General features: G+C 70.9%; 17 protein-coding genes. 11 read left to right on the forward strand and 6 right to left on the reverse strand.

What is annotated here, in order from left to right; all coding sequences use genetic code 11:
* Positions 1 to 67: 67 nt before the first annotated feature.
* The 5 genes from BLR33_RS02850 to BLR33_RS02870 all read right to left on the reverse strand — a co-directional run bounded on the left by BLR33_RS02850 (position 68) and on the right by BLR33_RS02870 (position 7,320).
* On the reverse strand, positions 68 to 2,242 hold the full coding sequence (locus BLR33_RS02850; RefSeq protein ID WP_093782593.1) for a carbohydrate-binding protein: 2,175 nt from the start codon (positions 2,240 to 2,242) through the stop codon (positions 68 to 70).
* Between the two features lie 108 nt (positions 2,243 to 2,350).
* Complete coding sequence (locus BLR33_RS02855) at positions 2,351 to 4,084, reverse strand: amylo-alpha-1,6-glucosidase (protein WP_093782594.1); 1,734 nt, start codon at positions 4,082 to 4,084, stop codon at positions 2,351 to 2,353.
* Between the two features lie 59 nt (positions 4,085 to 4,143).
* Positions 4,144 to 4,905 carry a carbohydrate ABC transporter permease gene (locus tag BLR33_RS02860; protein WP_245771124.1) on the reverse strand — a complete coding sequence of 254 codons (762 nt, stop codon included), beginning with the start codon at positions 4,903 to 4,905 and terminating at the stop codon, positions 4,144 to 4,146.
* 116 nt (positions 4,906 to 5,021) lie between these two features.
* Positions 5,022 to 6,011, reverse strand: coding sequence for a carbohydrate ABC transporter permease (locus tag BLR33_RS02865; protein WP_093782596.1), 990 nt, complete (start codon positions 6,009 to 6,011; stop codon positions 5,022 to 5,024).
* Between the two features lie 64 nt (positions 6,012 to 6,075).
* Positions 6,076 to 7,320 carry a sugar ABC transporter substrate-binding protein gene (locus BLR33_RS02870; RefSeq protein WP_093782597.1) on the reverse strand — a complete coding sequence of 415 codons (1,245 nt, stop codon included), beginning with the start codon at positions 7,318 to 7,320 and terminating at the stop codon, positions 6,076 to 6,078.
* 283 nt (positions 7,321 to 7,603) lie between these two features.
* Between BLR33_RS02870 and BLR33_RS02875 the strand changes: the two genes are divergently transcribed.
* Both BLR33_RS02875 and BLR33_RS02880 read left to right on the forward strand, forming a co-directional pair.
* On the forward strand, positions 7,604 to 8,656 hold the full coding sequence (locus BLR33_RS02875; protein ID WP_093782598.1) for a LacI family DNA-binding transcriptional regulator: 1,053 nt from the start codon (positions 7,604 to 7,606) through the stop codon (positions 8,654 to 8,656).
* 524 nt (positions 8,657 to 9,180) lie between these two features.
* Complete coding sequence (locus tag BLR33_RS02880) at positions 9,181 to 11,430, forward strand: alpha-L-fucosidase (protein WP_093782599.1); 2,250 nt, start codon at positions 9,181 to 9,183, stop codon at positions 11,428 to 11,430.
* 133 nt (positions 11,431 to 11,563) lie between these two features.
* Here the strand turns inward: BLR33_RS02880 and BLR33_RS02885 are convergent, their stop codons facing one another.
* A complete protein-coding gene (locus tag BLR33_RS02885) occupies positions 11,564 to 12,325 on the reverse strand; it encodes a FadR/GntR family transcriptional regulator (protein WP_218136606.1) in 762 nt (253 codons plus the stop codon).
* A 394-nt stretch (positions 12,326 to 12,719) separates the two neighbouring features.
* Between BLR33_RS02885 and BLR33_RS35820 the strand changes: the two genes are divergently transcribed.
* The 9 genes from BLR33_RS35820 (at position 12,720) to BLR33_RS02930 (ending at position 23,663) form a co-directional block, all read left to right on the forward strand.
* Positions 12,720 to 14,087 carry an ABC transporter substrate-binding protein gene (locus BLR33_RS35820; RefSeq protein WP_093782600.1) on the forward strand — a complete coding sequence of 456 codons (1,368 nt, stop codon included), beginning with the start codon at positions 12,720 to 12,722 and terminating at the stop codon, positions 14,085 to 14,087.
* Complete coding sequence (locus BLR33_RS02895; RefSeq protein WP_407639623.1) at positions 14,084 to 15,001, forward strand: carbohydrate ABC transporter permease; 918 nt, start codon at positions 14,084 to 14,086, stop codon at positions 14,999 to 15,001. The genes BLR33_RS35820 and BLR33_RS02895 overlap by 4 nt, the downstream gene beginning before the upstream one ends.
* The gene (locus BLR33_RS02900; RefSeq protein ID WP_218136594.1) at positions 14,991 to 15,944 is read left to right on the forward strand and encodes a carbohydrate ABC transporter permease; all 954 of its coding nucleotides are present in this window, start codon (positions 14,991 to 14,993) and stop codon (positions 15,942 to 15,944) included. The genes BLR33_RS02895 and BLR33_RS02900 overlap by 11 nt, the downstream gene beginning before the upstream one ends.
* Positions 15,945 to 16,033: 89 nt before the next feature.
* Positions 16,034 to 17,962, forward strand: a complete 1,929-nt coding sequence (locus tag BLR33_RS02905) for a hypothetical protein (protein WP_093782602.1) — start codon at positions 16,034 to 16,036, stop codon at positions 17,960 to 17,962.
* 79 nt (positions 17,963 to 18,041) lie between these two features.
* Positions 18,042 to 18,959, forward strand: a complete 918-nt coding sequence (locus BLR33_RS02910) for an amidohydrolase family protein (protein WP_093782603.1) — start codon at positions 18,042 to 18,044, stop codon at positions 18,957 to 18,959.
* On the forward strand, positions 18,956 to 19,294 hold the full coding sequence (locus tag BLR33_RS02915) for an L-rhamnose mutarotase (protein WP_093782604.1): 339 nt from the start codon (positions 18,956 to 18,958) through the stop codon (positions 19,292 to 19,294). Before BLR33_RS02910 ends, BLR33_RS02915 begins: the two co-directional genes overlap by 4 nt.
* Positions 19,291 to 20,346 (forward strand): zinc-dependent alcohol dehydrogenase, encoded by a 1,056-nt coding sequence (locus tag BLR33_RS02920; RefSeq protein ID WP_176930094.1) that lies wholly within the window; start codon positions 19,291 to 19,293, stop codon positions 20,344 to 20,346. The genes BLR33_RS02915 and BLR33_RS02920 overlap by 4 nt, the downstream gene beginning before the upstream one ends.
* Positions 20,343 to 21,119, forward strand: a complete 777-nt coding sequence (locus BLR33_RS02925; protein ID WP_093782605.1) for an SDR family oxidoreductase — start codon at positions 20,343 to 20,345, stop codon at positions 21,117 to 21,119. Before BLR33_RS02920 ends, BLR33_RS02925 begins: the two co-directional genes overlap by 4 nt.
* Positions 21,120 to 21,332: 213 nt before the next feature.
* Positions 21,333 to 23,663, forward strand: coding sequence for an NEW3 domain-containing protein (locus BLR33_RS02930; protein WP_093782606.1), 2,331 nt, complete (start codon positions 21,333 to 21,335; stop codon positions 23,661 to 23,663).
* Positions 23,664 to 23,783 lie beyond the last annotated feature (120 nt).

Consider the following 23,783-nt stretch of genomic DNA (forward strand, 5'->3'; position numbering starts at 1 on the left):
CGCATTTCGGCCTCGTGGCCGGGCCGAGGAACCCTCGGCCCGGCCACGAGCGGCAGCCGGCGGACCGTCAGTCCGCGGCCGCGCCGGTGAGGACGAAGTGGTCGATGTTGTACCAGGCCGTGTCGCCGCTGCCCACGGACACCCCTACGGTGTTGAGGCCGGCCGACAGGTGCACCGCGATGGTGGCGTCGGCCCACGTGTCCCAGCTCCCGGTCAGGGGCAACTGGATCTGCCCCTGGGGAGTTCCGTCGGCCGAGACCGTCGCCGTCCGGGTGGTGGCGGGCCCGCTCGGGCCGGCCGAGTACCGCACGTCGAAGGTGTACGTCCCCGCGGCCGGTACGGAGAACTGCTGGCTGACGCCCGGGCCCGTGCTGGTCAGGCAGGCGACGAACCCGGTTCCGGTGCTGCCCGGGTGGTCGTCGGCGAAGCACGCGCCGCCGGTCAGGTTCCCGGTCTCGGCCTCGCACACGTCGCCGATCCCGCACGGGACCGTCAGATCGGCGGAGTTCTGGGCCGTCACCGGCCCGTCGGGGGTCACCGCCGTGGCGCTGCCCGTGAAGCGGTAGCCGACCCTGGCCGCCGTCGCCGGCACGGACACCTCGTAGGTGGCGGTCGTCGAGGCGCCCGGCGGGAGACTCCCGACCGGGGGGCACACCGGCCGTGTGGTGCCCTTGCAGGTGACAGTGAGGCCGGCGGCGTCGGCGGGATCCGACGAGGAGACGGCGAGCTTCGTCCGGACGGCCCGGTCGGTGACTCCGCTCCCGTTGGAGAAGGTCACCGGGATGTCGTAGGTGCCCGGGACCGACAGCGTGTCCGGAGCGGTGACTGTGACCTGCTGGGCGTCGTCCCAGGACAGGTAGACGCCGAAGGCGTCGTGCGCGGACTGGAAGGTGAAGGGCACGGTGACCGAGCCGCTCGCGGCGCTGAGGGTCTTGCTGTACACGACCTGCCGCGCGTAGAGCGGGCTCTGGTCCGGTATCCGGTAGACGGTCACATGGACGTTCCCGTGCCTGACCAGCCACGGTACGGACGACAGTCCGGACAATGTCACCGAGGCCGGCCCGGTGTAGCCGTCCGAGTCGCCGATCATGGCGATCGCCCGTTTGTGCGTCCGGTCCTTCGCGGCGGAGATCGCGGTCGAGCCGACCTCGTGGGAGGTGGACACCAGCGTGCCGGTCATGTCGGCGTACGTGCGCATCGCCCACCAGTTGCCGTTCGGCGCCCATCCGGTGGCCGTCTGGGTGAGCAGCCCGGTCAGGTTCGGGATCTCGCAGCAGACCCAGTTGCCGCGCATCGCGGTCGAGTAGGAGGACTGGGCGAAGCGGGCCAGGTACCAGGCGGTCACGCCGGCGCTCTGGCGGTCGGCGGGCTGGTACTCGTTGGCCGACAGGGGCAGGTGCCCGAGCCCCGCGGCCTGCGCGTCGTCCTCGATGGCCTGGCCAACGGTCACCGGGTCGTCGACGTCGCCCTCGTCGTGGTTGCTCACCACGTCCGGCACGGTGTGCTCCGCATGGACGTGCGCGAACCAGGTCTGCCACTCCTGCGGCATCCGCTGCGGGGTGTAGGCGAAGGACGGCCCGACGATCTTCGCGTCGGGCGCCACCTTGCGGATGGTCCGGTAGGCGGTGTCCCACATCGCGAAGTACTGCGGCGTGTTGACGCCGGGGCCCCAGAAGAACGAGAACTCCGGCTCGTTCCAGATGTCGTAGGAGAAGTCGACGCCGGACTTCTCCAGGGCCTTGATCGTCGTTGTGAGGAAGGTGACGTAGTTCGAGCAGTCGCCGTCGGCGCAGGGCCACTGCGTGTCCGCGGGCTCACCGGCGTTCGCGCCGTAGAGGTCGCTCAGGAGGACCTGGTACTGGAAGCCGGGCCCGTGCGCCTTCCGCAGCCGCTTCGCCTGGTCGACGATGGACGCGATGTCGGCCTTGGTGGCGCTTCCGTAACTGTAGTCGTCCTTGATCCAGCCGCCGGAGAACCATCCGCCGCCCCGGAACGCGTTGAGGTTCAAGGGCTTGAGGTACTGGTCGTCGGGCTGGCTGCCGTCCTGGCTCACGCCGTAGAGCACGCCCAGGCCCACCCCGTCCGCCGGGCCGGCGTTCGAGGACAGGTCGACGCCGAGCGCGCGGACGCCCGGGGTGTCGGCGACGGCCGGCGAGCCGGGCACGCCGAGGAGCGGCAGCGCCAGTGCGACGGCGGCGGCTACGGCCGCGGCCCATCGGCGCGCGCGGGATCTCGCTCTCATCTCATCTGCTCCCAGTCTCCTTGTGGGTGATCGAATCGATTCGACACCGAAGCGACGCCGGTGCGACGCCGAATCCGGTGGTGATCGACGGTGGTGCGGTGCAGGTGGTCAGGCGCGGGCCGTGCGCCGGCGGTGGTCGTCGGCGAGCAGCAGGTAGCAGCTGGCCGTCCACGTGTAGGCGCGGTCCCGCAGTCCGGCGCCGGTCAGGGCGTCGAAGTTCTCGGCGAAGCCGAACTTCTCGCACAGTGCCCGGAAGCGGCGGCTGATCTCGTCGGCGAGACCGGTGTGGCCGGCTCGCCGCAGGCCGTCCTCGATCAGGACCGTGGAGGGCGCCCAGATGGGGCCGCGCCAGTAGCCGTCGGACTCGTAATGCGGCGAGTCGGGGTGTTCGGTGGCCAGGCCGTACGGCGTGAGGTGCCCGGCGATGCGTTCCGCCAGCCGGTCGCTCACCTCGCGGGGCAGCCGCTCCCCGAGCACGATGGGCATCAGGTCCAGCAGGCTGCTGCTGGTGGACTGCTCGCCGGTGTGCGGGGACCGGCCCATGAACCTCTCCCCGGTCCACAACTGCTCGATCAGGGCGTCCTGCAGGGAGCCCGCTGTGCGCAGATGGGCTTCGGCCGCCTCGGACCGTCCCAGCAGATGCGCCAGATGGGACAGCTCGGCCAGCTGGAGGACGGTGAAGGCCGCGAGGTCGGCGGTGATCAGGACCCGTCGCGCGTCGAAGGTCGACGCGTTGTCCCAGCCGCTGTCGTTGCCGTGGTGGTAGTGGGGCAGGAGCCGGCCGGGCGCGCGCCGGGCGGTCAGCCAGAAATCCGTCCAGCGCGAGAGCCGGCCGTAGGTCTCGGCGAGTTCGGCTTCGTCGGGGAGCCGCGCGATCCGCTCGCGGAGCCGCCGCAACGTCCAGCCGTGGATAGGGGGCTTGACGAAGTTGTAGAGGATCTCCGAGTGGGTGATCGAGTCGGGAAGGGCGCCGGACTCGTCCTGGTGGTCGAAGGGGAGCCGGAACTGGTCCCACGCCAGGGCGGGCATGCCGGGTGCCAGCGCGAGCGCGTTGAAGCAGTGGTCCCAGCTCCAGACCTTGTCCATCCAGTGCTTGGACATCAGCACGGCCGGTCTGCCGACGAAGCCCGAGGGCCGGACGGTGGCCGACCACAGCACGTAGGCCGCCAGCTCAGCCGCGGGGGCGTCCTCGGCCGCGTCCCCGGCCACCGCTTCGGCGAACTCGCGGAACGCGAGGGCGCTGCCGGCCGCCGCGGTCGGGAAGTCCGCCGCGGGCGCGTACGGCGGACGGGCGCTGTCGATCTCCTCGATCACCGCCTCCCATCCGTCCGGGCCCGAGAGGGTGACTCCCCTGGTGACCGCCCGCAGCCCCTCGGCCCCGGTCTGGGTGACGACGGACCGGCCCAAGGGGGTGACCCGGTACCGGCGACCGGTCTCGTAGGACGTGAACTGGTAGGAGCCGTCGACGGGGTCGCGGTAGAAGTAGGTCCCGCTGAAGGGCGTCAGCTCCTCGGCGGCCGGGGAGATCAGCAGGTCCAGTCCCTCGCCGCGGACCCGGACGGTGTCGGCGCCCTCGTAGACCATCTCGACCCGTCCCGGGTCACCGATCCAGGCCAGCCGGGAGGGCGTCGCCTCCCAGGCCGTTTCCGCGCGTTCGCCGTTCGCGGGCCGCAGGGGGACGAGCCGCAGGACGGGGTGCATCCCATTCTTGTGGGAGACGAGGTGCAGATCGGCGGCTCTGACGTGCTGGGCGAGGACGGGCGAGATGTTGAACCAGGAGCCGTGGAAGCTGAAGGGTATGTCGTCGATGGAGTACGTGCAGCCGGTGGACGTGACGGACATCGGTGGGGGCTCGATCCTTTGGTGTGGCGGGGCGGCGGAGTGCGCTGGTCCGGCGTGGCTCAGTCCTTGACGGCGCCGGCGGCCACACCGGCGGCGACATAGCGCTGGGCGAGGACGAGGATCAGAGCCGCGGGGATCGACGCGACCACCGCGGTCGCCATGATCGCGTTCCACTCCTGGTTGTTGTTGCCGATGTAGTGGTAGATGCCGAGCGTGATGGGCTCGTGCGCGCCCCCGCCGTCCAGGGTGCTGGCGAAGACGAAGTCGGACCACGACCAGAGGAAGGCGAACAGGGAGACCGTCACGATCGCGTTGCGGCTCATCGGCAGCACGATGGACCAGAAGGTGCGGATGGTCCCGGCGCCGTCGGTCCTGGCCGCCTGCAGCAGCTCGCCGGGGATTCCGGCCATGAAGGCGGTGAAGATCAGGACGGCGAAGGGCACGGCGAGGGTGGAGTCGGCGACGATCAGGCCGGGGACCGACTGCAGGAAACCGAGGGTGAGGTAGATGGCGTAGAAGCCCATCGCCATGATGATGCCGGGGATCATCTGGGCGGCCAGCATCAGGAAGCCGACGACGCCGCCCGCGTACGGCCGCAGCTTCGCCAGCGCGAATCCCGCGGGGGCGGCCAGGACCACGGTGACCGCCACCGTGCCCAGTCCGATCGCCCGGCTGGTGCCGAGGTAGGGCAGTTGTTGGTCGAGGACCAGCCGGTAGCCGTGCAGGGTGCCATGTGTGGGGAACAGGTCCGGCGGGGACTTGCGCATGTCCTGGTCCCGGGTGAAGGACACGTTGATCATCCAGTAGACGGGGAAGAGCATCACGGCGGTGAGGACCAGCCCCACGGCGGTCTTCCACCAGGTCCTGCGGCCTTGCCGCTTGCGGGTCCACCGCGGCACGACGGCGGGCGGGCGGGTGCCAACGTGGCTGTGGGCGCTCATGAACTCATCTGCTTTCGCTGGGCGCGGATGTACACCAGGCCGAAGGCCAGAGCGATGACGACGAGGATGTTGCCGACGGCGGCGCCGGGGCCGAACTGGGGAAGGAGGGTGCCGAAGCCCAGCCGGTAGGACCATGTCGCGAAGGTGGTCGAGGAGTCGCTGGGCCCGCCCTTGGTCATGATCCAGATGATGTCGAAGACCTTGAGCGTGTAGACGAGTCCGAGGAGCAGGGTGACGGCGGAGACGGGGCGCAGGAGCGGGAAGGTGACCTTCCAGAAGCGCTGCCAGGCGTTCGCCCCGTCGAGGGCCGCCGCCTCGTACAGGGTGGCCGGGATGGCCTGCAGGCCGCTGTGGAGCAGCACCAGGTTGAAGGGGATCCCGATCCAGATGTTGGCGATGATCACCGAGGCCAGCGACCAGCTGGGCGAGGTGAGCCAGTTCACCGGCCCGATGCCGGCCCAGCCGAGTGTCGAGTTGACGATGCCCGAGTCGCTGTTGAGCATCCAGGACCAGGTGGACGCCGACACGATCAGCGGTAGGAGCCACGGGACGAGGAAGAGGGCGCGCAGGGTCGTGGAGAGCCTGAAGTGCTGCGAGAAGAACACCGCGAGGGCCAGGCCCGCCGCGTACTGGAAGAGCAGCGAGACCGCCGTGAAGACCACCGTGTGTTCGAGGGCCGGGGCGAAGGTCGGGTCGCGGAAGACCGTGCGGTAGTTGCCGAGTCCGGTGAAGGGCGCGCCGCCCTGCACGAAGGAGCGCACGGTGTAGTCGCGCAGGGACAGGTCGATGTTCCGGTAGAGCGGATAGGCGTAGAAGAGGCCGAGGTAGGCGACGACGGGTGCGAGGAACCCCCAGGCCGCCCACTGCGGGGAACGCGGCCTGCGCGGTGTTCCCCGCCCGGTGCCGGCCGGGTCGCGGCGGGGCTTCGCGGGCCCGTCGCCGCCGGGCGCCGCGGAGGCGTCCGGCATCTGTGCGGTGGTGTTCATGGGTGGTCTGGTCCTTCGGTGAACAGGCCCTGGACGCTGACGGGCCGGGCCCCGGAGCACGGCGCTACCGGGCGGCGGACTGGGCGGCGGACAGGGCGTCCTTCGGCGACTTGGACCCGGTCAGGGCCGCCTGCACCGCGTCCCAGAGCTGCTCGGAGATCTTCGGGTACTTCGTGCCCAGGTTGTCGCTGGTGCGGCCCTTGGCCGCGTGGACCGCCTGCACCCACACCTTCAGCGCGGGATCGGCCGCGACCTGCTGGTCCTGGACCGCGGTGGTGGGGGCCACGTAGGACAGCGTGGTGTCGGTGGCGAGCAGGTTCTTCGCGTCGGTCAGGCAGGACACGATCGCGTCCGAGGTGCTGTACCGGCCGGTGTCCTTCTGGGTGGGGACGGTGACGAACTCGCCCCCGGTCGGGGCCGGCGCGGTCCCTCCGGAGGCTGCGGGGATGGCGATCGTCCCGTAGCCGAAGCCGGCCTTCTTGGCGTTGGCCAGTTGCCAGGTGCCGTTCTCGGCGAAGGCGTACTGGCCGGTGGCGAACTCCTGCCAGCTGGTCGTCTGGGTGTTGTTGATCACCGAGTTGGGCGCGTACCCCTTTTTCAGCCAGTCCTTCCACAGCGTGACCGCCGAGACGGCCCGCGCCGACGCGAGGTCGGTCAGCTGTGCTCCCGCGCCCCAGAACCACGGCAGGAACTGGAAGCTGCCCTCCTCGGTGCCGATCGCGGAGAAGGTGATGCCCTTCTTGCCCGCGGCCTTCACCTTGGCCAGTGCGGCGGTCAGCGAGGCCCAGTCGGTGATCGACGCCGGGGCGACGCCGGCGGCCTTCAGGATGTCCTTGTTGTAGTACAGCGCCAGGGTGTTGGCGCCGATGGGTATGCCGTAGCTCTTGCCGCCGAGCTGCCCCGCGGCCAGGAGGTTCGGCTCCACCTGCGAGGTGTCGATCTTGTTCTCGGCCGTGCTGGTGAGGACACCGGCGTCGGCGAGGGTGGACACGACGGGGTTGTCCACGACCAGGACGTCCGGCGGGTTTCCCTGCTGCGCGGCGAGCAGGGTCTTGTTGGTCAGGTCGGTCGTGTCGAACGCGGTGCGCTTGATCTTCACACCGGCCCGGGTGCCGCAGCTGTCGAGCAGCTTGGCCCAGTCCGAGCTGCCGTCGAACTGCGGGTAGGGGTCCCAGACGGTGTAGGTGCCGCTGCCTCCCGCCGAACCGGAGGACCCGCCGGAGGACGACGATCCGCACGCCGCGGCGGTGGACGCCGCCACCACGACCGCCAGTGACAGGGCGATCCGCCGTCGAGTGGTTCTGCTCATGGCACCCGTCTCCTTCGGTTGGGCTGCCGCCCCGGCCCGCCGGGGCTTCTGACACGCCGTCCATTGATGCGGTGGTGTTGCCCATCGGTTACGCGAATCGGTTCGACCGCGAACCTAGGGCGAACGCCAACTCCCGTCAAGACTGCTGCCTGCACCAGTCCGCACCATCTGCACCCGAGCCCGACAGCACCTCTCACCACGGGGCGGTCCGTGGGGCCACGCCAGGCGAACCGGTTCGCGAGAGGTACGATGACCAGGTGCGGGTGACGTTCTGAGGAGTTGCATGAACATCGGGGAGATCGCGCGGCGGGCCGGGGTGTCGCGCAGCACGGTGTCGTACTCGCTCAGCGGCAAGCGGCCGGTGGCGCCCACCACCCGCAAGCGCATCCAGGACGTGATCGACGAGTTGGGGTACCGGCCGAACGCCACCGCCCGGGCGCTCAAGGAAGGCCGCACGCGGACGATCGGCCTGGTCATTCCGCCGGCCGGCAACCGGCTGAACCACATGCAGCTGGACTTCGTCGCGAGCGTGGTCGACGCCGCGGCACGCGCCGACCTGGACGTGCTGCTGTCGCCGTCCGGGGGCGACCACGACAAGTCGTTCGAGCGGCTGATCTCCGAGCGCCGCGTGGACGGCGTGATCCTGATGGAGATCCGCGTCGAGGACGCCCGCGTGGGCAGGCTCCAGCAGGCCCGGCTGCCGTTCGTCGGCATCGGCCACACGGCCGGCGACGAGGAGATGTGCTGGATCGACGTCGACTACGCCGGGCTCATCCGCCATACGGTGCGCCACCTGGCCGATCTGGGCCACCGCAAGGTGGCCCTGGTGAACCGCTCGCCCGAACTCGTGGCCGCGGGGTACGGCCCGGCGCTCCGGGCGGCGGAGGGCTTCGCCGCCGCGACCGCGGAGCGCGGCGTGACGGGCATCGACGTCCCGTGCGGCGACGACGCCCGCTCCGGGCAGGACCTGCTCGCCGCGCTCCTGGACGCGCACCCGGACCTCACGGCCCTGACCACCATCAACGAGGCCGCGCTGCCGGGTATCCAGCGGGCTCTGGACGACGCCGGTCTCGTCGTGCCGCAGGACTTCTCGGTGACGGGGGTGGCCGCCACGCTGTGGGCCGAGGACTTCCGCCCGCCGCTCACCGCGGCGGACGTGCCGGCGCTGGACATGGGCGACAAGGCCGTGGCGCTGCTGGTCGAGCGCATCGCGTCGCCGTCGACTCCCCCGCGGCACATCCTCCTCGCCCCGCCGGTCTCGCTCCGTTCCAGCACCGGAGCCGCACCCGCCCACCGGGCCGCGCCGGCCGAAAAGGCCGCCGCCACGCGGAGCTAGGGCGGTTTCGCGTACGGGGCCCGGACGCCCTGCCGCATCGCGGCCGCCGCAGCCCGGCGCCGCGGGGAAGCCCGCCGACTGCCGTGCCGTACGGGGCTCTTGACACCGCCCGCGGCCGGGAGCACCGTGGTGGCCGGTCATCCCATGTATCCGCGCCAGAAGCACGAATTCTGTTCCGCACCACGGAAGTGAGCGCTAACAATCGGAGGTGCCGACCGGTTGACACCCGTACGCACGCGTCCCACCGTCCACCCGGACGGGACACCCTGAACAAGGCTTCACCGATCCGACGCTCCAGGTGCACGTACCGCATGACCTGTGTATTCACGGCGCAGGCCGACCGCTGCTGACAGGCGCGCACTCCCCTGCGCTCCGGGCAGGGTCGGCTCGGCCGGAAAGTGCGCGCTCTCATCGAGGCCGTCGCGCTGCCGGGAGCCCGATACGCAGACATCCCCCCACATGCAAGGAGAGCCGGCGCGCCCCTGCGGGTGCGGGGCCCTCCGCTGCTGCCAACGGAGGCCAGCATGTCGATCAGCAGACGCGTCTTCCTGTCCAGTGCCGCCGGCGTGGTCGCCGCCGCCGCGGCGGCCGACTTCACGGCCGGGGCCGCCCCGGCCCTCGCCGCCCCCTCCTCGTACTCGGCCACCTGGGCGTCCGTCGACCAGCACCCGCCGGCGCCGGAGTGGTTCCAGGACGCGAAGTTCGGGATCTACTTCCACTGGGGCGCCTTCAGCGTCCCCGCCTACGACAGCGAGTGGTACCCGCGCAACATGTACATCGCGGGCAGCAACGCGAACACCCACCACACGGCGACCTACGGCGACCCGTCGGTGTGGCCCTACAACAACTTCATCGACGGCGGGCAGGACAAGGCGGGCAACCACGTCCAGTTCGCGCCCAAGCTGGTGTCCCAGGGCGGCGCCTTCGACCCCGACGCGTGGGCCCAGCTCTTCCTGGACGCCGGCGCGAAGTTCGCCGGTCCGGTCTCCGAGCACCACGACGGGTTCTCGATGTGGAACAGCTCGGTCAACGAGTGGAACTCCTACCAGCGCGGCCCGCGCCTGAACCTGCTGCAGCTCTTCCGGGACGCGATCCGGGGCAAGGGGCTGAAGCTGCTGGTGGCCATGCACCACGCGTACAACTTCAACGGGTACTACGACCACGTGCCCACCCAGCCGACGACGAGCCTGCGCAAGCTCTTCGGCCAGCTCGACACGGCCAGCGAGAACCAGCTGTGGTTCGACAAGCTCAAGGAGGTGGTGGACCTGGCCCAACCCGACATCCTGTGGGAGGACTTCGACCTCACCTTGGTCGACGAGTCCCGCCGGCTCGACTTCCTGTCCTACTACTACAACCAGGCCCTCGGCTGGGGCCGCGATGTCGTGGCCACGTACAAGGACGGGTACGACAACAAGGGCGAGGTCTTCGACTACGAGCGCGGCGGCCCGGCGGACATCACCAGCCCCTACTGGCTGACCGACGACAGCATCAGCAGCTCCAGCTGGTGCTACACCCAGGGCATCGGCTACTACTCCACGACGCAGATGCTGCACGCGCTGATCGACCGGATCAGCAAGAACGGCACCATGCTCCTCAACATCGCCCCCATGGCCGACGGCACCATCCCCCAGGGCCAGCGCACCGTCCTGCTCGGCATCGGCGACCACCTCAAGCGGTTCGGCGAGTCCCTCTACGCCACGCGGGCCTGGACGGTGTACGGCGAGGGTCCCACGAAGATGGGCGGCGGTTCGTTCACCGCCCCTGTCGCCGGGACGAACAAGGACTTCCGCTTCACCCGCAACAAGGCCGGCACCGTCCTGTACGCAACCGTCCTGGGCTGGCCGGGCGCGTCCACGACCGTCACCACCCTGGCCGCCGGCCGGATCGACATGAGCTCGCTGGTCTCGACGCAGCTCCTCGGCTCCACCGCGGGCAGCTACATCGCTCTGCCGGCGCCGACGCAGAGCAGCGACGGGCTGCACGTCGCGCTGCCGTCCGCGACGGCCCCCTTCAGCGCCCTGGCGTACGTCCTGAAGTTCACCTTCTCCGGGCAGATCCCGCCACTCGGACAGGGCAGCGGCTCGGCCGGCGGGACCGTGGCCACCGCCTACAGCGATGTCTCCTACGCGGGGACGGCGGCCGCTTTGACGCTGGGCAGCTACACCGCCGCCCAGCTGCAGAGTGCGGGGCTCGCGGCGCGGACGATCTCCTCGCTGCGGGTGCCGGCGGGCCTGCAGGTGACCGGGTACTCCGGGGACGGCTTCTCGGGCACCGCGTGGACCTTCACGGCCGACGCCCCGGACCTGCGCACCTCGGGCAACAACGACGCCATCACCTCGCTGAAGGTCACCTTCGACCCCGCGGCGTACTTCCGGATCACCAATGTCACCGACGGGCTCGCGCTGGACAGCGGCGGCAACGTCGCGGCGGGGAGCACGCTCAAGCAGTGGACCTGGGACGGCAGCACCAATCTGCAGTGGCAGGCGGTCGACCTCGGCAACGGGTACTACCGGCTGGTGAACCGGACCAACGGCATGGTCGCCGACAGCTACGGGGCGACCGCCGACGGAGCGCCCGCCCAGCAGGCACCGTGGAACGGCGGCAGCAACCAGCAGTGGCAGATCACCGACCGCGGCAACGGGCGCTGCACCCTGACGAACCGCGGCAACGGCCGCGTCCTGGACGGCGGCGGCCAGGTCGCCTCCGGCTCTCCCGTCAAGCAGTGGACCTGGGACGGCAGCACCAACCTGGAGTGGACGTTCGCACCCCAATAGGGCGCGTCACCTCCCGCCCGGCCGGGCGGCCCCGACCGCCGGACCCGCGCGTCCGGCGGTCCCCGTCCCCGGCCACGTCCTCGGCCACGTCCTCAGCCGCGGACGCGGTCACCGACGCGCCACTGACGCGGCCTCAGCCGAAGACCCTGCGCTGGATCTCGCGCCTGTAGTCCTCCAGCGTCTTGTCCAGATGGACGCCCGCGGCGGTGGCCGCCGCCTCCGCGTCGCCGCTGCGGATCGCCTGGTAGATCGCCGCGTGCTCCGCGACGGCCTCCTCGGCGTGGCCGCCCACCGAGCCGCGCATCCCGATCGTGCTCGACTGGTGCTGCAGGCGCCGCGCCTCGCGCACGGCCTCGACCAGGAAGGGGTTGTGCGAGGCGGCGGCGATGCTCATGTGGAAGTCCTCGTCGCCCCGGTCGAAGAGCTCCCACCGGCCGCTCGCGAACCCCTCGCGGCAGGCGTCCGCCGCGGTCTCGATGGCCCCCAGCTCCGCCGGGGTCGCCCGCGAGGCGGCCAGACGGCTCGCGGCCGTCTCCTGCACCCGGCGGAACTCGAACAGCCGGTAGACGTGGTCGAGGTCGGTCGGGAGGAAGAAGCTCGCCCACCGCGAGGACCCCAACATGCCCACGTCGTCGGCCACATACAGCCCGCGGCCCTTCTGCGCGCGCACCCGGCCGATCGCGGAGAGGATCTTGATCGCCTCGCGCACCACGGTCCGGCTCGTGCCCAGACGGGACGCCAACTCGTTCTCGGTGGGCATGCGGTCACCGGGCTGGAGCGCCAACTCCGCGATGAGCTGGAGGATGTGCTCGGCCACCACCTCGTACCCGGGCCGGTAGGAGCCGGACGGCGGGGCCGTCTGCTGCCTGGGAGCAGGGACATCTCCTGCCGCCAGTACGGGCTTGCCGTCCAACAGCGGCCTCCTTCTCCATGTGTTCCACCCAGGATATAGCCCTCCTGGATCTCGGCAGGAGCATACACTCACCTCCCTCGCGCACCAGAATGAGTCGTACCTATTTTTCGTGACCGCGCCTCACTATCGGTTCAGAAGCCGCATATCGGGCGCGAATGAGTCGCTGACGTTAAAAGATCTTGAAAATAGGCGTGCTCATCCGTTGACGCCGCCCCTGGTGTCCGCGTCTTATGTGTGACCAAGACGCCGCACGTGCCCCGTGGAGCGCCAGGTCCTGCATACGGCCTGACGTTTCCCGCCGCACGGCCGGCCGCAGCCGGAGCACACACCCGCCGTCCGCCGCGCGGGCGGACATCACACCGTAGTGAGGTCGTTCATGACAGCGAAGGTCCGCGCTCTCCGCGCGAAGGTACAGGGACGGGGCCGCAGACGGGCCGGCTTCCTTGCCGCCGGCTCCGCCCTCCTGCTGGCGACGCTCGCCGCCTGCGGCGGCGGCACGTCCACCGGCGGGGGCAGCCAGGGCTTCAGCCCGGTGAAGCAGACCGGCGGGAAGCTCACCGTCTGGGTGGACTCCTCACGGCTTGCAGCCGCCAAGCTGTACCAGAAGGAGAACCCGTCGGTGAAGATGGACATCGTCACCTACGACGGGGACGCGAACGGCTCCAACTACCTGCGCACCAAGGTCAGCCTGTTCAACCGCACCCGCAAGGGATGGCCGGACGTCGTCTTCAGCTCGCAGAACAACGAGACGTCCTGGGCGGTGCAGGCGGGCTTCACCGCGCCGCTCAACAAGGGCCTCATACCGTCCTCGACCCTGGCCGGATGGGCGAAGGGCGCCAACGACCCCTGCACCGTCGACGGCACCGTCTACTGCCTGCGCAACGACCTGGCCCAGACCGTGCTCTGGTACAACACCGCGCTGATGAAGAAGTGGCACTACACCGTCCCCACCACGTGGGAGCAGTACGAGGCGCTGGGCAAGAAGGTCGCCACCGAGCACCCCGGATACCTGGTGGGCTCGGCGGGTGACCCCTTCACCCCCGAGATCTACATGTGGCCGGGCAAGTGCGGCGCCAACAACGTCACCGGCCCCAAGGCCGTGACGGTGAAGGCCACGGATGCCAACTGCAAGCGGATGGCGTCGCTGCTGGACACCCTCGTGGCGAACAAGACCCTGTCCACCAGCAGCGTCTTCAGCTCCGACTTCGACAAGAACGCCGCGGGCAAGCTGCTGATGATGCCCGGCCCGTCCTGGTACGGCGGCTCCCTCTTCCAGAGCACGTTCAAGACCCCCGCGCACCAGATCGCGGTGGCGCCGACGCCGCAGTGGGCGGGCGACTCCAGCCCCGCGACGGGCGACGTCGGCGGCGGCACCTGGCTGCTGTCGGCGCACAGCACGAACCTCAAGGCCGCCACCAAGTTCCTGACGTGGGTGACCACGTCGAACGACTACCAGGGCAAGATCGCCCCCGGCTACCCCGCCTACGCCCCCGCGGCCAAGGCATGGCTCGCCAACCAGGCCGCGTCCGGCTACTACGCCAACGACATCACCGCCCCGCTGCAGAAGGCGGCCGACCAGGTGTGGCCCGGCTGGGGCTACGGGCAGTTCAGCCAGGAGGCCATCTGGGCCGCCACCGTCACTCCGGGGCAGACCGCCGGCAAGTCGATCGTCTCGCTGCTGCCCGCCTGGCAGAAGGCGATCGTCAACTACGCCCGCGCCGACGGCTACACGGTGAGCCAGTGAGCGCGTCGTCCACCAGGACGGGACGGGCCCGACCGCCGATCGCTCGCAAGGCGTGGCGGCCCGTCCGGGCCGGCCACGGCTTCGTCGCCGCCTACTGCGTCCTCCTCGTCGCCTTCGGTGTCGTCCCGACGGTGTACGCGCTGAAGTTCGCCTTCACCGACGCCGGGGCGCACTTCGCCGGCCTGTCCAACTTCACTTCGGCCGCCGACGACTTCCGGTTCACCCCCGCGCTGGAGCACGTCGGCCTGTACCTGGTCTTCTGGCTGATCAGCCTGGTGGTGCTGGTCGTCGGGCTCTCGCTGCTGCTGCACCGGATGGCCGCGCAAGGGGTCAGCAAGGCGCTGCGCTTCCTCTACTACATCCCGGGGGCCCTGGCCGGCGCGGCGAGCGTCATGGTCTGGCTGTTCCTGCTCGACCCGACGGTCAGCCCGGTCGGCTTCCTGCTGCGCGCCTTCGGCTACGACACCTTCGGTGAGGTCATCGCCCCGGGACACCTGCCGATCCTGTTCACCCTCATCGCCTTCTGGACGGGGGCGGGCGGCTGGATCGTCGTGATGTACGGCGCGCTGAACAACATCTCGCCGGACATCCTGGAGGCGGCCCGCATCGACGGCGCGGGTGCCTGGCAGACCGCCCGCAGCATCCAGATCCCGCTGCTGCGCAAGTGGATCGTCTACATGGTGATCCTCGCCTTCGCCGGAGGCACGCAGCTGTTCGTCGAACCGCAGCTGCTCTCCCAGGCCAGTACCGGAGTCGCGGGCCGGGACTACTCGCTCAACCAGCTCTCCTACGACTTCGCCTTCGAGAACAACAACGTGAACACGGCGGCGGCCATCTCGGTCGAACTGCTGGTGGTGGGCCTGGTCGTCGCGGGGATCTTCGTCGCCAGATCGGGGTTCTTCGATGCAGACTGACACCCGCGGCCCGGCGCCCGCCGGGCTCACCACGACGGGATCGCGGGCACCGCGCCTGCGGTCACGCCCGGGCAGGGCGTCGAAGCGGACCCGCCTCAACCCGCTGCCGCTGCTGGTGCTGCTGCTCTTCCTGGTCTTCTTCGTGCTCCCGGTGCTCTGGCTGGTGCTGGCCGCCACCAAGACCGACGACCAGCTGGTGCACAACAACCCGCTGTCCTTCGGCTCGTTCCACGCGCTGAGGGCCAACTGGGATTCGCTGACCGGCTTCCAGGGCGATGTCATCTTCACCTGGCTGCGCAACTCGGCCGTGTACTCCTTCCTCGCCCTGGTGATCACGCTGTGCGTGGCCGTCCCGGCCGGGTACGCGCTGGCGATGACCGAGTTCGCCGGCCGGCGCGCCCTGCTGGTGGCCACCCTGGTCGTGATGCTGATGCCGAACGCCACGCTGGTGGTGCCGCTGTTCCTGGAGGTCAACGCCGTCCATCTGATCGGCTCGATGTGGTCGATCATCCTGCCGTACGCGTTCTACCCGTTCGGCGTGTACCTGACCTACATCTACTTCAGCACCGCCCTGCCCCGGGAACTCCTCGACGCGGCACGGCTGGACGGCTGCTCGGAGTTCGGGGTGTTCCGCCGGGTGGCCCTGCCCCTGGCGGCGCCCATCGTCGCACTGGTCGGCTTCTTCAGCTTCGTGGCCAACTGGACGAACTACTACCTGCCCTACGTGATGCTCCCGCAGAGCAACCAGTTCCCGGTGCAGGTCGGCCTCGGCACCCTGCTGGACGACGTACCCCAGTTCAACCCGACGGTCAGCGGCCTGGCCGTGCACCGTCCCGAACTGGCGCTCGCCACCCTTCTGGCGATCACCCCGGTGCTCATCGTCTTCCTCTTCTCCCAACGCTTCCTGGTCGCCGGAATGCTCGCCGGCGCGACCAAGGACTGAACTCGGCCTCAGGCCCCCGCAGGACCGCGCCGCACGCCGCCCAATCCCGCCGGCGTGCGGGTCCGCCCTGCCCGAATTGGAGATCCCGGATGTATCCCGTTATCAAGGCTTCGGTACCGCTGCTCGAACCGCCGGGCTGGGCGACGGCGCAGCGCCAGCTGTTCGACCTTCTCGATCGGGCGTGGCGGACGTTCGCCAAGGAGTTCACCGGCCCGGACGGACGGCTGAACTACAGCGGCGAACTCACCTCCCGCGACGGCGTGGACGACTTCTACGAGGTCTTCTTCAACTGGCCGCAGCTCTACCTGCTGGGGGGAGCCGACGACCTGCTCGCGGAGTCGGAGCGCCACTGGGAGGGCGTCACCAGGCAGCTCACCGAGCTGGGCATGCTCAAGGACGAGTACGAGCGCGGCTACGACTGGTTCCACCAGGGCGAGAGCCTGCTGCTGTTCTACTTCCTGTGCATGGCGGCCCCCGAGCGCTGGACCGAGCGGGCCCGGCGCTTCGCCGACCTGTACGTCGAGCCCCGGTTCGGCAACTACGACCCCGAGCACCGCATCATCCGCCGCCCGCACAACGGCAGCGACCCCGACCGCACGGGCCTGTTCGACGGCGCCTCCTACCCGTGGCTGGTCAAGGAAGCCGAGATGTACGGCTTCCCGCTGGACTGGATGCTGCCGGCCGGGGCCGCTGAGCCGCCCAGGGACCAGGATCCGCGGCTGAGCACCGAGATGGCCGCCCGTATGGGGGTGGGCGACACGGCGGTCAACCTCGCCGCGTCCGGTCTCGCGCTCAACGCGTTCCTGCTCACCGGCGACACCCGCTACAAGGGCTGGATCGAGCAGTACGTCGGCGCCTGGCGCGAGCGCGCCGCGGCCAACGGCGGGGTCATCCCCGACAACGTCGCCCCGGACGGCAGGGTCGGCGGGCTGCTCGACGGCCGCTGGTACGGCGGGCACTACGGGTGGTCCTGGCCGCACGGCTGGTACAGCGTCGGGCACGCCGCGATCGTCGGGGCCCTGGCCGGCGCCCTGGTGACCGGCGACGACTCCTACCTCGACATGGTGCGGCCCGCCCTGGACCAGGTCATCGACCAGGGCAAGGTCATGGCCTTCACGGACGCCGACTCCAGCCTGCAGTCGAAGTGGACCGTGCAGCTCGCCGAGGACGTGCGCACCCCCACCCTGCACGTGCCCTTCCGCTTCGCCGACCGGGGCTGGTTCGACTACAACCCGATGCTGATGGCCGTGCCGACGGCGCTCTACCACCACACCTCCTCCGCCGAGGACCGCGAGCGCATCGAGCGGCTGCGGGCGGGCAGCGGCTACGACTGGCGCACCGTGCGGTCCTTCCGCAGCAAGGAGGAGGCCGGCCACGAGGAGCCGTGGCTCGCCTACCTCGCCGGCGACGACCCGGACTACCCGGAGAAGATCCTCGCGGCCGCCCAGGCGCAGGTGCGCCACCGCCTGGCCCGCATGGAGCGCTACCGCGACTGGGACGTGCCGGAGGCCGACATCCACCTGTGGCAGCAGTCGAACCCGGTGGTGACCGAGGCCCTGGTCCAGCTCACCTGGGGTGGACCGCAGGTGGTCTACAACGGCGGCCTGCAGCAGGCCCGTGTGCGCTACTACGACGCCGAGGCCCGCCGCCCCGGCCTGCCCGCGTCGGTCTCGGCGCTGGTCTCCAGCATCGACCCGCAGGCCACGGTGGTGGAGCTGGTCAACCTCGACCCGGAGCAGGCGCGTTCGGTCATCGTGCAGGCGGGGGCCTTCGCCGAGCACACCGTCCGCTCGGTGACGCACACCGTGTGCGAGGACCCGGGCTGGATCGGCGACCTGTACGACTACGGGCACCGCGCGCCCACCGTCACCTCCGCGGAGCGCGAGGTCGGCGGGCCCTGGTTCCAGGTGGACCTGCCGCGCTCCAGCACGGTGCGGCTGACGCTGCGGCTGGACCTGCGCACCGCCGCGCCGTCCTACCGCACGCCCTTCGACCCGCAGCCGCCGGTGGCCTCATGAGGCACGATGCGCCGGGCGGGGCCGGCACCGAGGGCCGGCTCGACGAACGCTCACTGGGCCGGGAAGCGCGGGTGCGGCCATGAGCGCGGCAACCGCGGCGGGCGGTGCGGCCCTTGAGGACCGGGCACCCGTGGACTCCCATGTGCACTTCTGGGACCCGGGCCGGCTGAGCTACCCGTGGCTGGCCGAAGCGCCCGCGATCCACCGGGCCTTCACGCCCGACGACTTCGCCCACGCCGTCCCCGAGCCGGTGGGCGCGGTCTTCGTCGAGGCGGGACGGGCCGACCACCAGGCGGCCGACGAGGTGGCCTGGGTGCGCCGGGCAGCCCTGACCCGGCCGTGGCTCCTCGGCGCCGTGGCGCACGCCCCGCTGGAGGACCGGGCCCGGGCCGAACCCCTCATCCGCGCCTACGCCGAGGATCCCTTCGTGGTCGGCGTGCGGCGCAACATCCAGGACGAGCCGGACGGCTTCACCTCGGGCGCGGACTTCCGTGCGGGCATGGCCGCGCTGGCGGACGCCGGCCTGCCCTTCGACGCCTGCGTGCGCGCCCGGCAGCTGCCGGAGCTGGCCGAACTGGCCGAGTCCTGCCCGCGGAACGTCATCGTCCTGGACCACCTCGGCAAGCCCTCCGCGGCCGCCCCCGACCCGGCCTGGCGGGACGCCGTGCACCGGCTGGCAGGGGCCGGCAACGTCGTCTGCAAGCTCTCCGGCCTGGCCACCGAGACCCCGCCGGGCACCGACCCGCGCCTCCTCGTCGCCCTGCTGCGCGAGGCGCTGGAGGCATTCGGCCCGGACCGGTGCCTGTACGGCGGCGACTGGCCGGTGATGACGCTGGCCACCGAGTACGGGACCTGGCTGGACCTCGTCCGCACCGCCCTCGACGGGTACGCGGACGAGGCCGCCGAGGCGGTCCTGCGCACCAACACCCTCCGGACGTACGGGCTCGACCGCGCGAGCGGCCCACCCGCCACCGGCACACGAGAGGAGCAGGGATGAAACGGGTCGCCCAGACCATCCGGCTGCGGCCTGAACGGCGCGAGGAGTACCTGGCGCTGCACCGCCAGGTCTGGCCCGGGGTCGAAGCGGCGCTGCACCGCGCCCACATCCGCAACTACACGATCTTCCTGCGCGGCGACACGCTGTTCAGCTACTTCGAGTACCACGGCGACGACTTCGCCGCCGACCTCGCGGCGATCGGCGAGGACGCGGACACGCAGCGCTGGTGGCAGCTGACCGATCCCTGCCAGGAGCCGTGGCCCGACACGGGCGCCGGTGGGCAGTGGTCGGACCTGACGGAGATCTGGCACCTGAACGAGGAGTCGCAGACGTGAACGCACGACGTGTCGCCTACACCGGCGCGAGGACGCTGACGGTCGAGAAGGTCGAACAGGCCGAAGTGCCGCCGCTCGGCGCGGGCGAGGTCCGCATCGATGTCGCCTACACCGGCATCTGCGGCACCGACCTGCACGTGTACCACGGGGCCATGGACGCGCGGGTCGGCACGCCCGCCGTGATCGGGCACGAGATGTCCGGCCGCGTCGGCGAGGTCGGCCCCGGCGTGACCGGATGGCAGGCCGGCGACCCGGTCACCGTCATGCCCCTGGCCTGGTGCGGACAGTGCCCCGCCTGCCTGTCCGGCCAGAGCCACATCTGCCACCGCCTGGTCTTCATCGGCCTGGACGCCCCGGGATCGCTGCAGACCGGCTGGACCGTGCCGGCCGACACCCTGGTCCGGCTCCCCCACGACCTGCCTCTGGACCACGCGGCCCTGGTCGAGCCCACCGCGGTGGCCGTCCACGACGTGCGCCGCGCGGAACTGCGCGCCGGGGAGAAGGCGCTCGTGGTGGGCGGCGGCCCGATCGGCCTGCTCATCGCGGTGGTCGCCCGGCGCACCGGCGCGGACGTCCTGCTGGCCGAACCCGACGCCTACCGCCGGTCGGTCGCCGAGTCGCTCGGGCTGGCCCATGTGGACCCGACCACCGAGGACGTGGCCGCCGTCGTCGCCCGGTGGTCGGGTGACGCCGGGGCCGCGGTGGCCTTCGAGGTCTCCGGGGCGGCCGCCGGGGTGGACACGGCCGTCGAGGCGCTGGCGACCCGGGGCCGGCTGGTGCAGGTGGCGATCCACCCCACCCCCCGGGAGATCAGCCTGCACCGCTTCTTCTGGCGCGAGCTCACCCTTGTCGGCGCGCGCCTGTACGACCGCGCGGACTTCGAGACCGCCGTGCGCCTGATCGCCGACGGCGAGATCCCCGTCGACACGCTCATCTCCCGCGTCGAACCGCTGGACCGGGCGGCCGAGGCGTTCGAGGCGCTGGAGTCCGGCGCCGGGGTGATGAAGGTCCTCATCGACTGCCAGGCCGAAGAAGGGGCGGACGCCCGATGAACAGCACTCCCCCGCCGTCGTTCGACCTGCACGGCAAGCTCGCCGTCGTGACCGGGGCCCGCCGGGGCATCGGGCTGGCCATGGCCGAGGCGCTGGCGGCCGCCGGCGCCGACATCGTCGCGGTCAGCGCGAACCTGGAGACCTCGGGGAGCGAGGTCGAGAAGCGGGTCACGGCCGCCGGCCGCACCTGCCTGGCGCTGCGCACCGACTTCGCCGACCGCGCCGCCGTCATGGACCTGGCCGCGACGCTTCAGGCCCTGGACCGCCCGGTGGACATCCTCGTCAACAACGCCGGCACCATCGCGCGCACCCCCGCGGCCGAGCACTCCGACAGCGACTGGGACCACGTGCTGTCGGTCAACCTCAGCAGCCAGTTCGTCCTCAGCCGCGAGGTGGGCCGGGGCATGCTGGAACGAGGCCGCGGCAAGATCGTCTTCACCGCGTCGCTGCTCAGCTTCCAAGGCGGCATCACCGTCCCCGGGTACACCGCGGCCAAGTCCGGCCTCGCCGGTCTCACCCGGGCTCTGGCCAACGAATGGGCGGGACGCGGGGTGAACGTCAACGCGATCGTGCCCGGTTACGTGGCGACGGACAACACCCAGGCGCTGCGGGACGACCCGGACCGGTACGCGGCCATCCTCGACCGGATTCCGGCCGGGCGCTGGGCCGAGCCGGCCGACTTCGGCGGCATCGCGGTGTTCCTGGCGTCCGCCGCCTCCGACTACGTGCACGGTGCGCTGATACCGGTCGACGGAGGCTGGCTGGGGCGCTGAACCGCAGGAATGCCGAACGGCCGGGCGCGCGGCCCGCCGCGCGCCGACGTCCACCGGACGCAGACCGCAGTACACCGCAGTACCGCAAGCACCGGCCCACCTGGCACCGACCGGACGACGGGTGCCTCCGTCCTCGCTCCTGCAGAGCTCCGACGCGGCACCAGGCGGGCACCGGCACCCTCACCCATCGGTTCGCACAGATGAAGGACACCAATGTACCGCTACCCAAGAGGTGCGGCCGCGGCGGTAGCCGTGGCCGTCACCGCCCTCGCCGGAGCCGCGCTCGCCGCGGCGCCCGCGCAGGCCGCGAGCGGCAGGACCGCCACGATCGTCGTCGATCCCACCGGCGGCGACCACCACGCGACCGGCCACCGGGTCGCCACGATCGCCCAGGCCCAGCAGCTCGCCCGCACGCTGTCCGGCACGGCCGACGTGTCCGTCGAGCTGGCCGGCGGGACCTACCACCTCTCCAAGCCCTGGACGCTCACCGCCGAGGACTCCGGCCGCAACGGGCACACCGTCACCTGGGGCGCCCTGCCCGGTCAGCAGCCGGTCGTCTCCGGCGGCCGCCAGGTCACCGGGTGGAGCCTGAAGGACGCCGGCAACAACATCTACGTCGCCCACGTGCCGAAGGGCAGCGACTCGCGCCAGCTGTACGTGGACGGCTCCCTCGCCCCGCGCGCCGCCGTCACCATCGCGCGCAGCGACGTCAAGGTCACCGCCTCCGGCATGGAGATCGTCAACCCCGCGCTGGACTACCTCGCCTCGCTGCCCGACCAGAACCGGATCGAGGTGGAGAGCCAGAACTCGTTCACCGACCGGTACGCCCCGGTCCAGAGCATCAGCGGCACCACCATCACCATGCGGCAGCCGGCGTGGAACAACAACAACTGGGGCTACGACGACATCGCCCGGCCCTTCGCGGGCGGCACCCTCCAACTGGAGAACTCCTACGCGTTCCTGAAGTCCGCCGGCCAGTGGTACCTCGACCCGCAGGCCGGACTGCTCTACTACAAGGCGCCCGACGGCTCGACTCCTGCCGCCAGCGACATCGAACTGCCGCAGCTCACCTCCCTGCTGCAGGTCAACGGCACTTACGCGCACCCGGTCCGCAACGTGGCCTTCCGCGGCATCCGCTTCTCGTACTCCACGTGGCTCCAGCCGGGCACCTCGATCGGCTACGCCGACCAGCAGAACGGCACGTTCATCCCGTCCGCCTACGCCCAGCCCGCCGACTTCCTGACGTCCTGCCAGAGCGGCTGCCCGCTGTTCGAGGCGACGCGCGGCGGCTGGAACCAGATCCCGGCCGCCGTGCAGGTCTCGGCGGCCAGCGGCATCACCTTCTCCGGTGACACCTTCACGCACCTGGGCCAGGTGGCCCTCGGCATCGGCAACGACGCCGACGCGCACGCCTCCGGCGTCGGCCTCGGCGCCTCCGACATCACCGTCTACCACAACACGTTCACCGACGACTCCGGCGCGGGAGTCGTGGCCGGAGGGGTGAAGGCCGACGCCCACCACCCGTCCGACCCCGCGATGGTGAACAAGGACATCACCATCAAGGACAACCTCGTCACGAAGGTCGCCGAGGACTACAAGGACATGTCGGGCATCCTGTCCACGTACGTCACGCACGCCGTGATCGAGCACAACGAGGTGTCCGACCTCGCCTACGACGGCATCGACGTCGGCTGGGGATGGGGCGCCAACGACCCCGGCGGCAGCCAGGACTACGCCAACCGCGGGCTCTACGCCTACCAGCCCGTCTACACGACTCCGACGACACTGAAGGACACCGTCGTCCGCTACAACCTCATCCACGGCACCAAGAAGGTGTTCCACGACGGGGGCAGCCTGTACAACCTGTCCGCGAACCCGGGCAGCGACCTCTCCGACAACTACATCTACGACAACCACAACACCGTCGGGCTCTACCTCGACGAGGGCTCGCGCTATGTGACGCTGCGCAACAACGTCGTGCAGGACGCGGGCGTGTGGGCGTTCACCAACTCCAGCTCCACCAACAACACCAGCGACAACACCTTCCAGCAGACCTGGTACAACAGCGGCGCCACCCAGGTCGCGACGGGCGCTCCGCACAACAACGTCCTGGACGGCAACGTGAAGGTCAGCGGCGACGACTGGCCGCTGGCCGCGCAGCAGGTCATGTACCAGGCGGGCATCGAGCCGCGGCTGCGCACCACCGGGGACTCCCAGCCCGCCCCGGCCGGCATCCAGCTGACCGCGGCGCCCGCGACCGTGGCCTCCGACGGAACCACCACGGTGACCGCCACCGTCCAGGACTTCTCCGACCGTCCCGTGGCCGGTCTCGCCGTCTCGCTCTCGGTGCCGGCCGGCTGGACGGCCAAGCCGCTGGGCACCCCGGACAGGAGCCTCGGCGCAGGGCGCAGCACGAGCGTCTCGTGGGAGGTGACCGCGCCGGCCACCGGTACCGGCGCCGCCACCTTCACCGCGCAGGCCTCGTACCGCAGCGGGCCGCAGTCCTGGACCGCCTCCGCCTCCGTGGGCGTGACGGGTAGCTGAGCCACCGGACCGGCCTCGGTCGGTCCACCCGCCGATCACCGCACATGACGCGGGCCCCATATGACGGAGGGGCCCTCGTCACCCGGGGCAGCGGCCGCACCCTGCGGCCGCTGCCCCTCG

The sequence above is a fragment of the Actinacidiphila guanduensis genome (genome assembly GCF_900103985.1).
GTDB lineage: Bacteria > Actinomycetota > Actinomycetes > Streptomycetales > Streptomycetaceae > Actinacidiphila > Actinacidiphila guanduensis.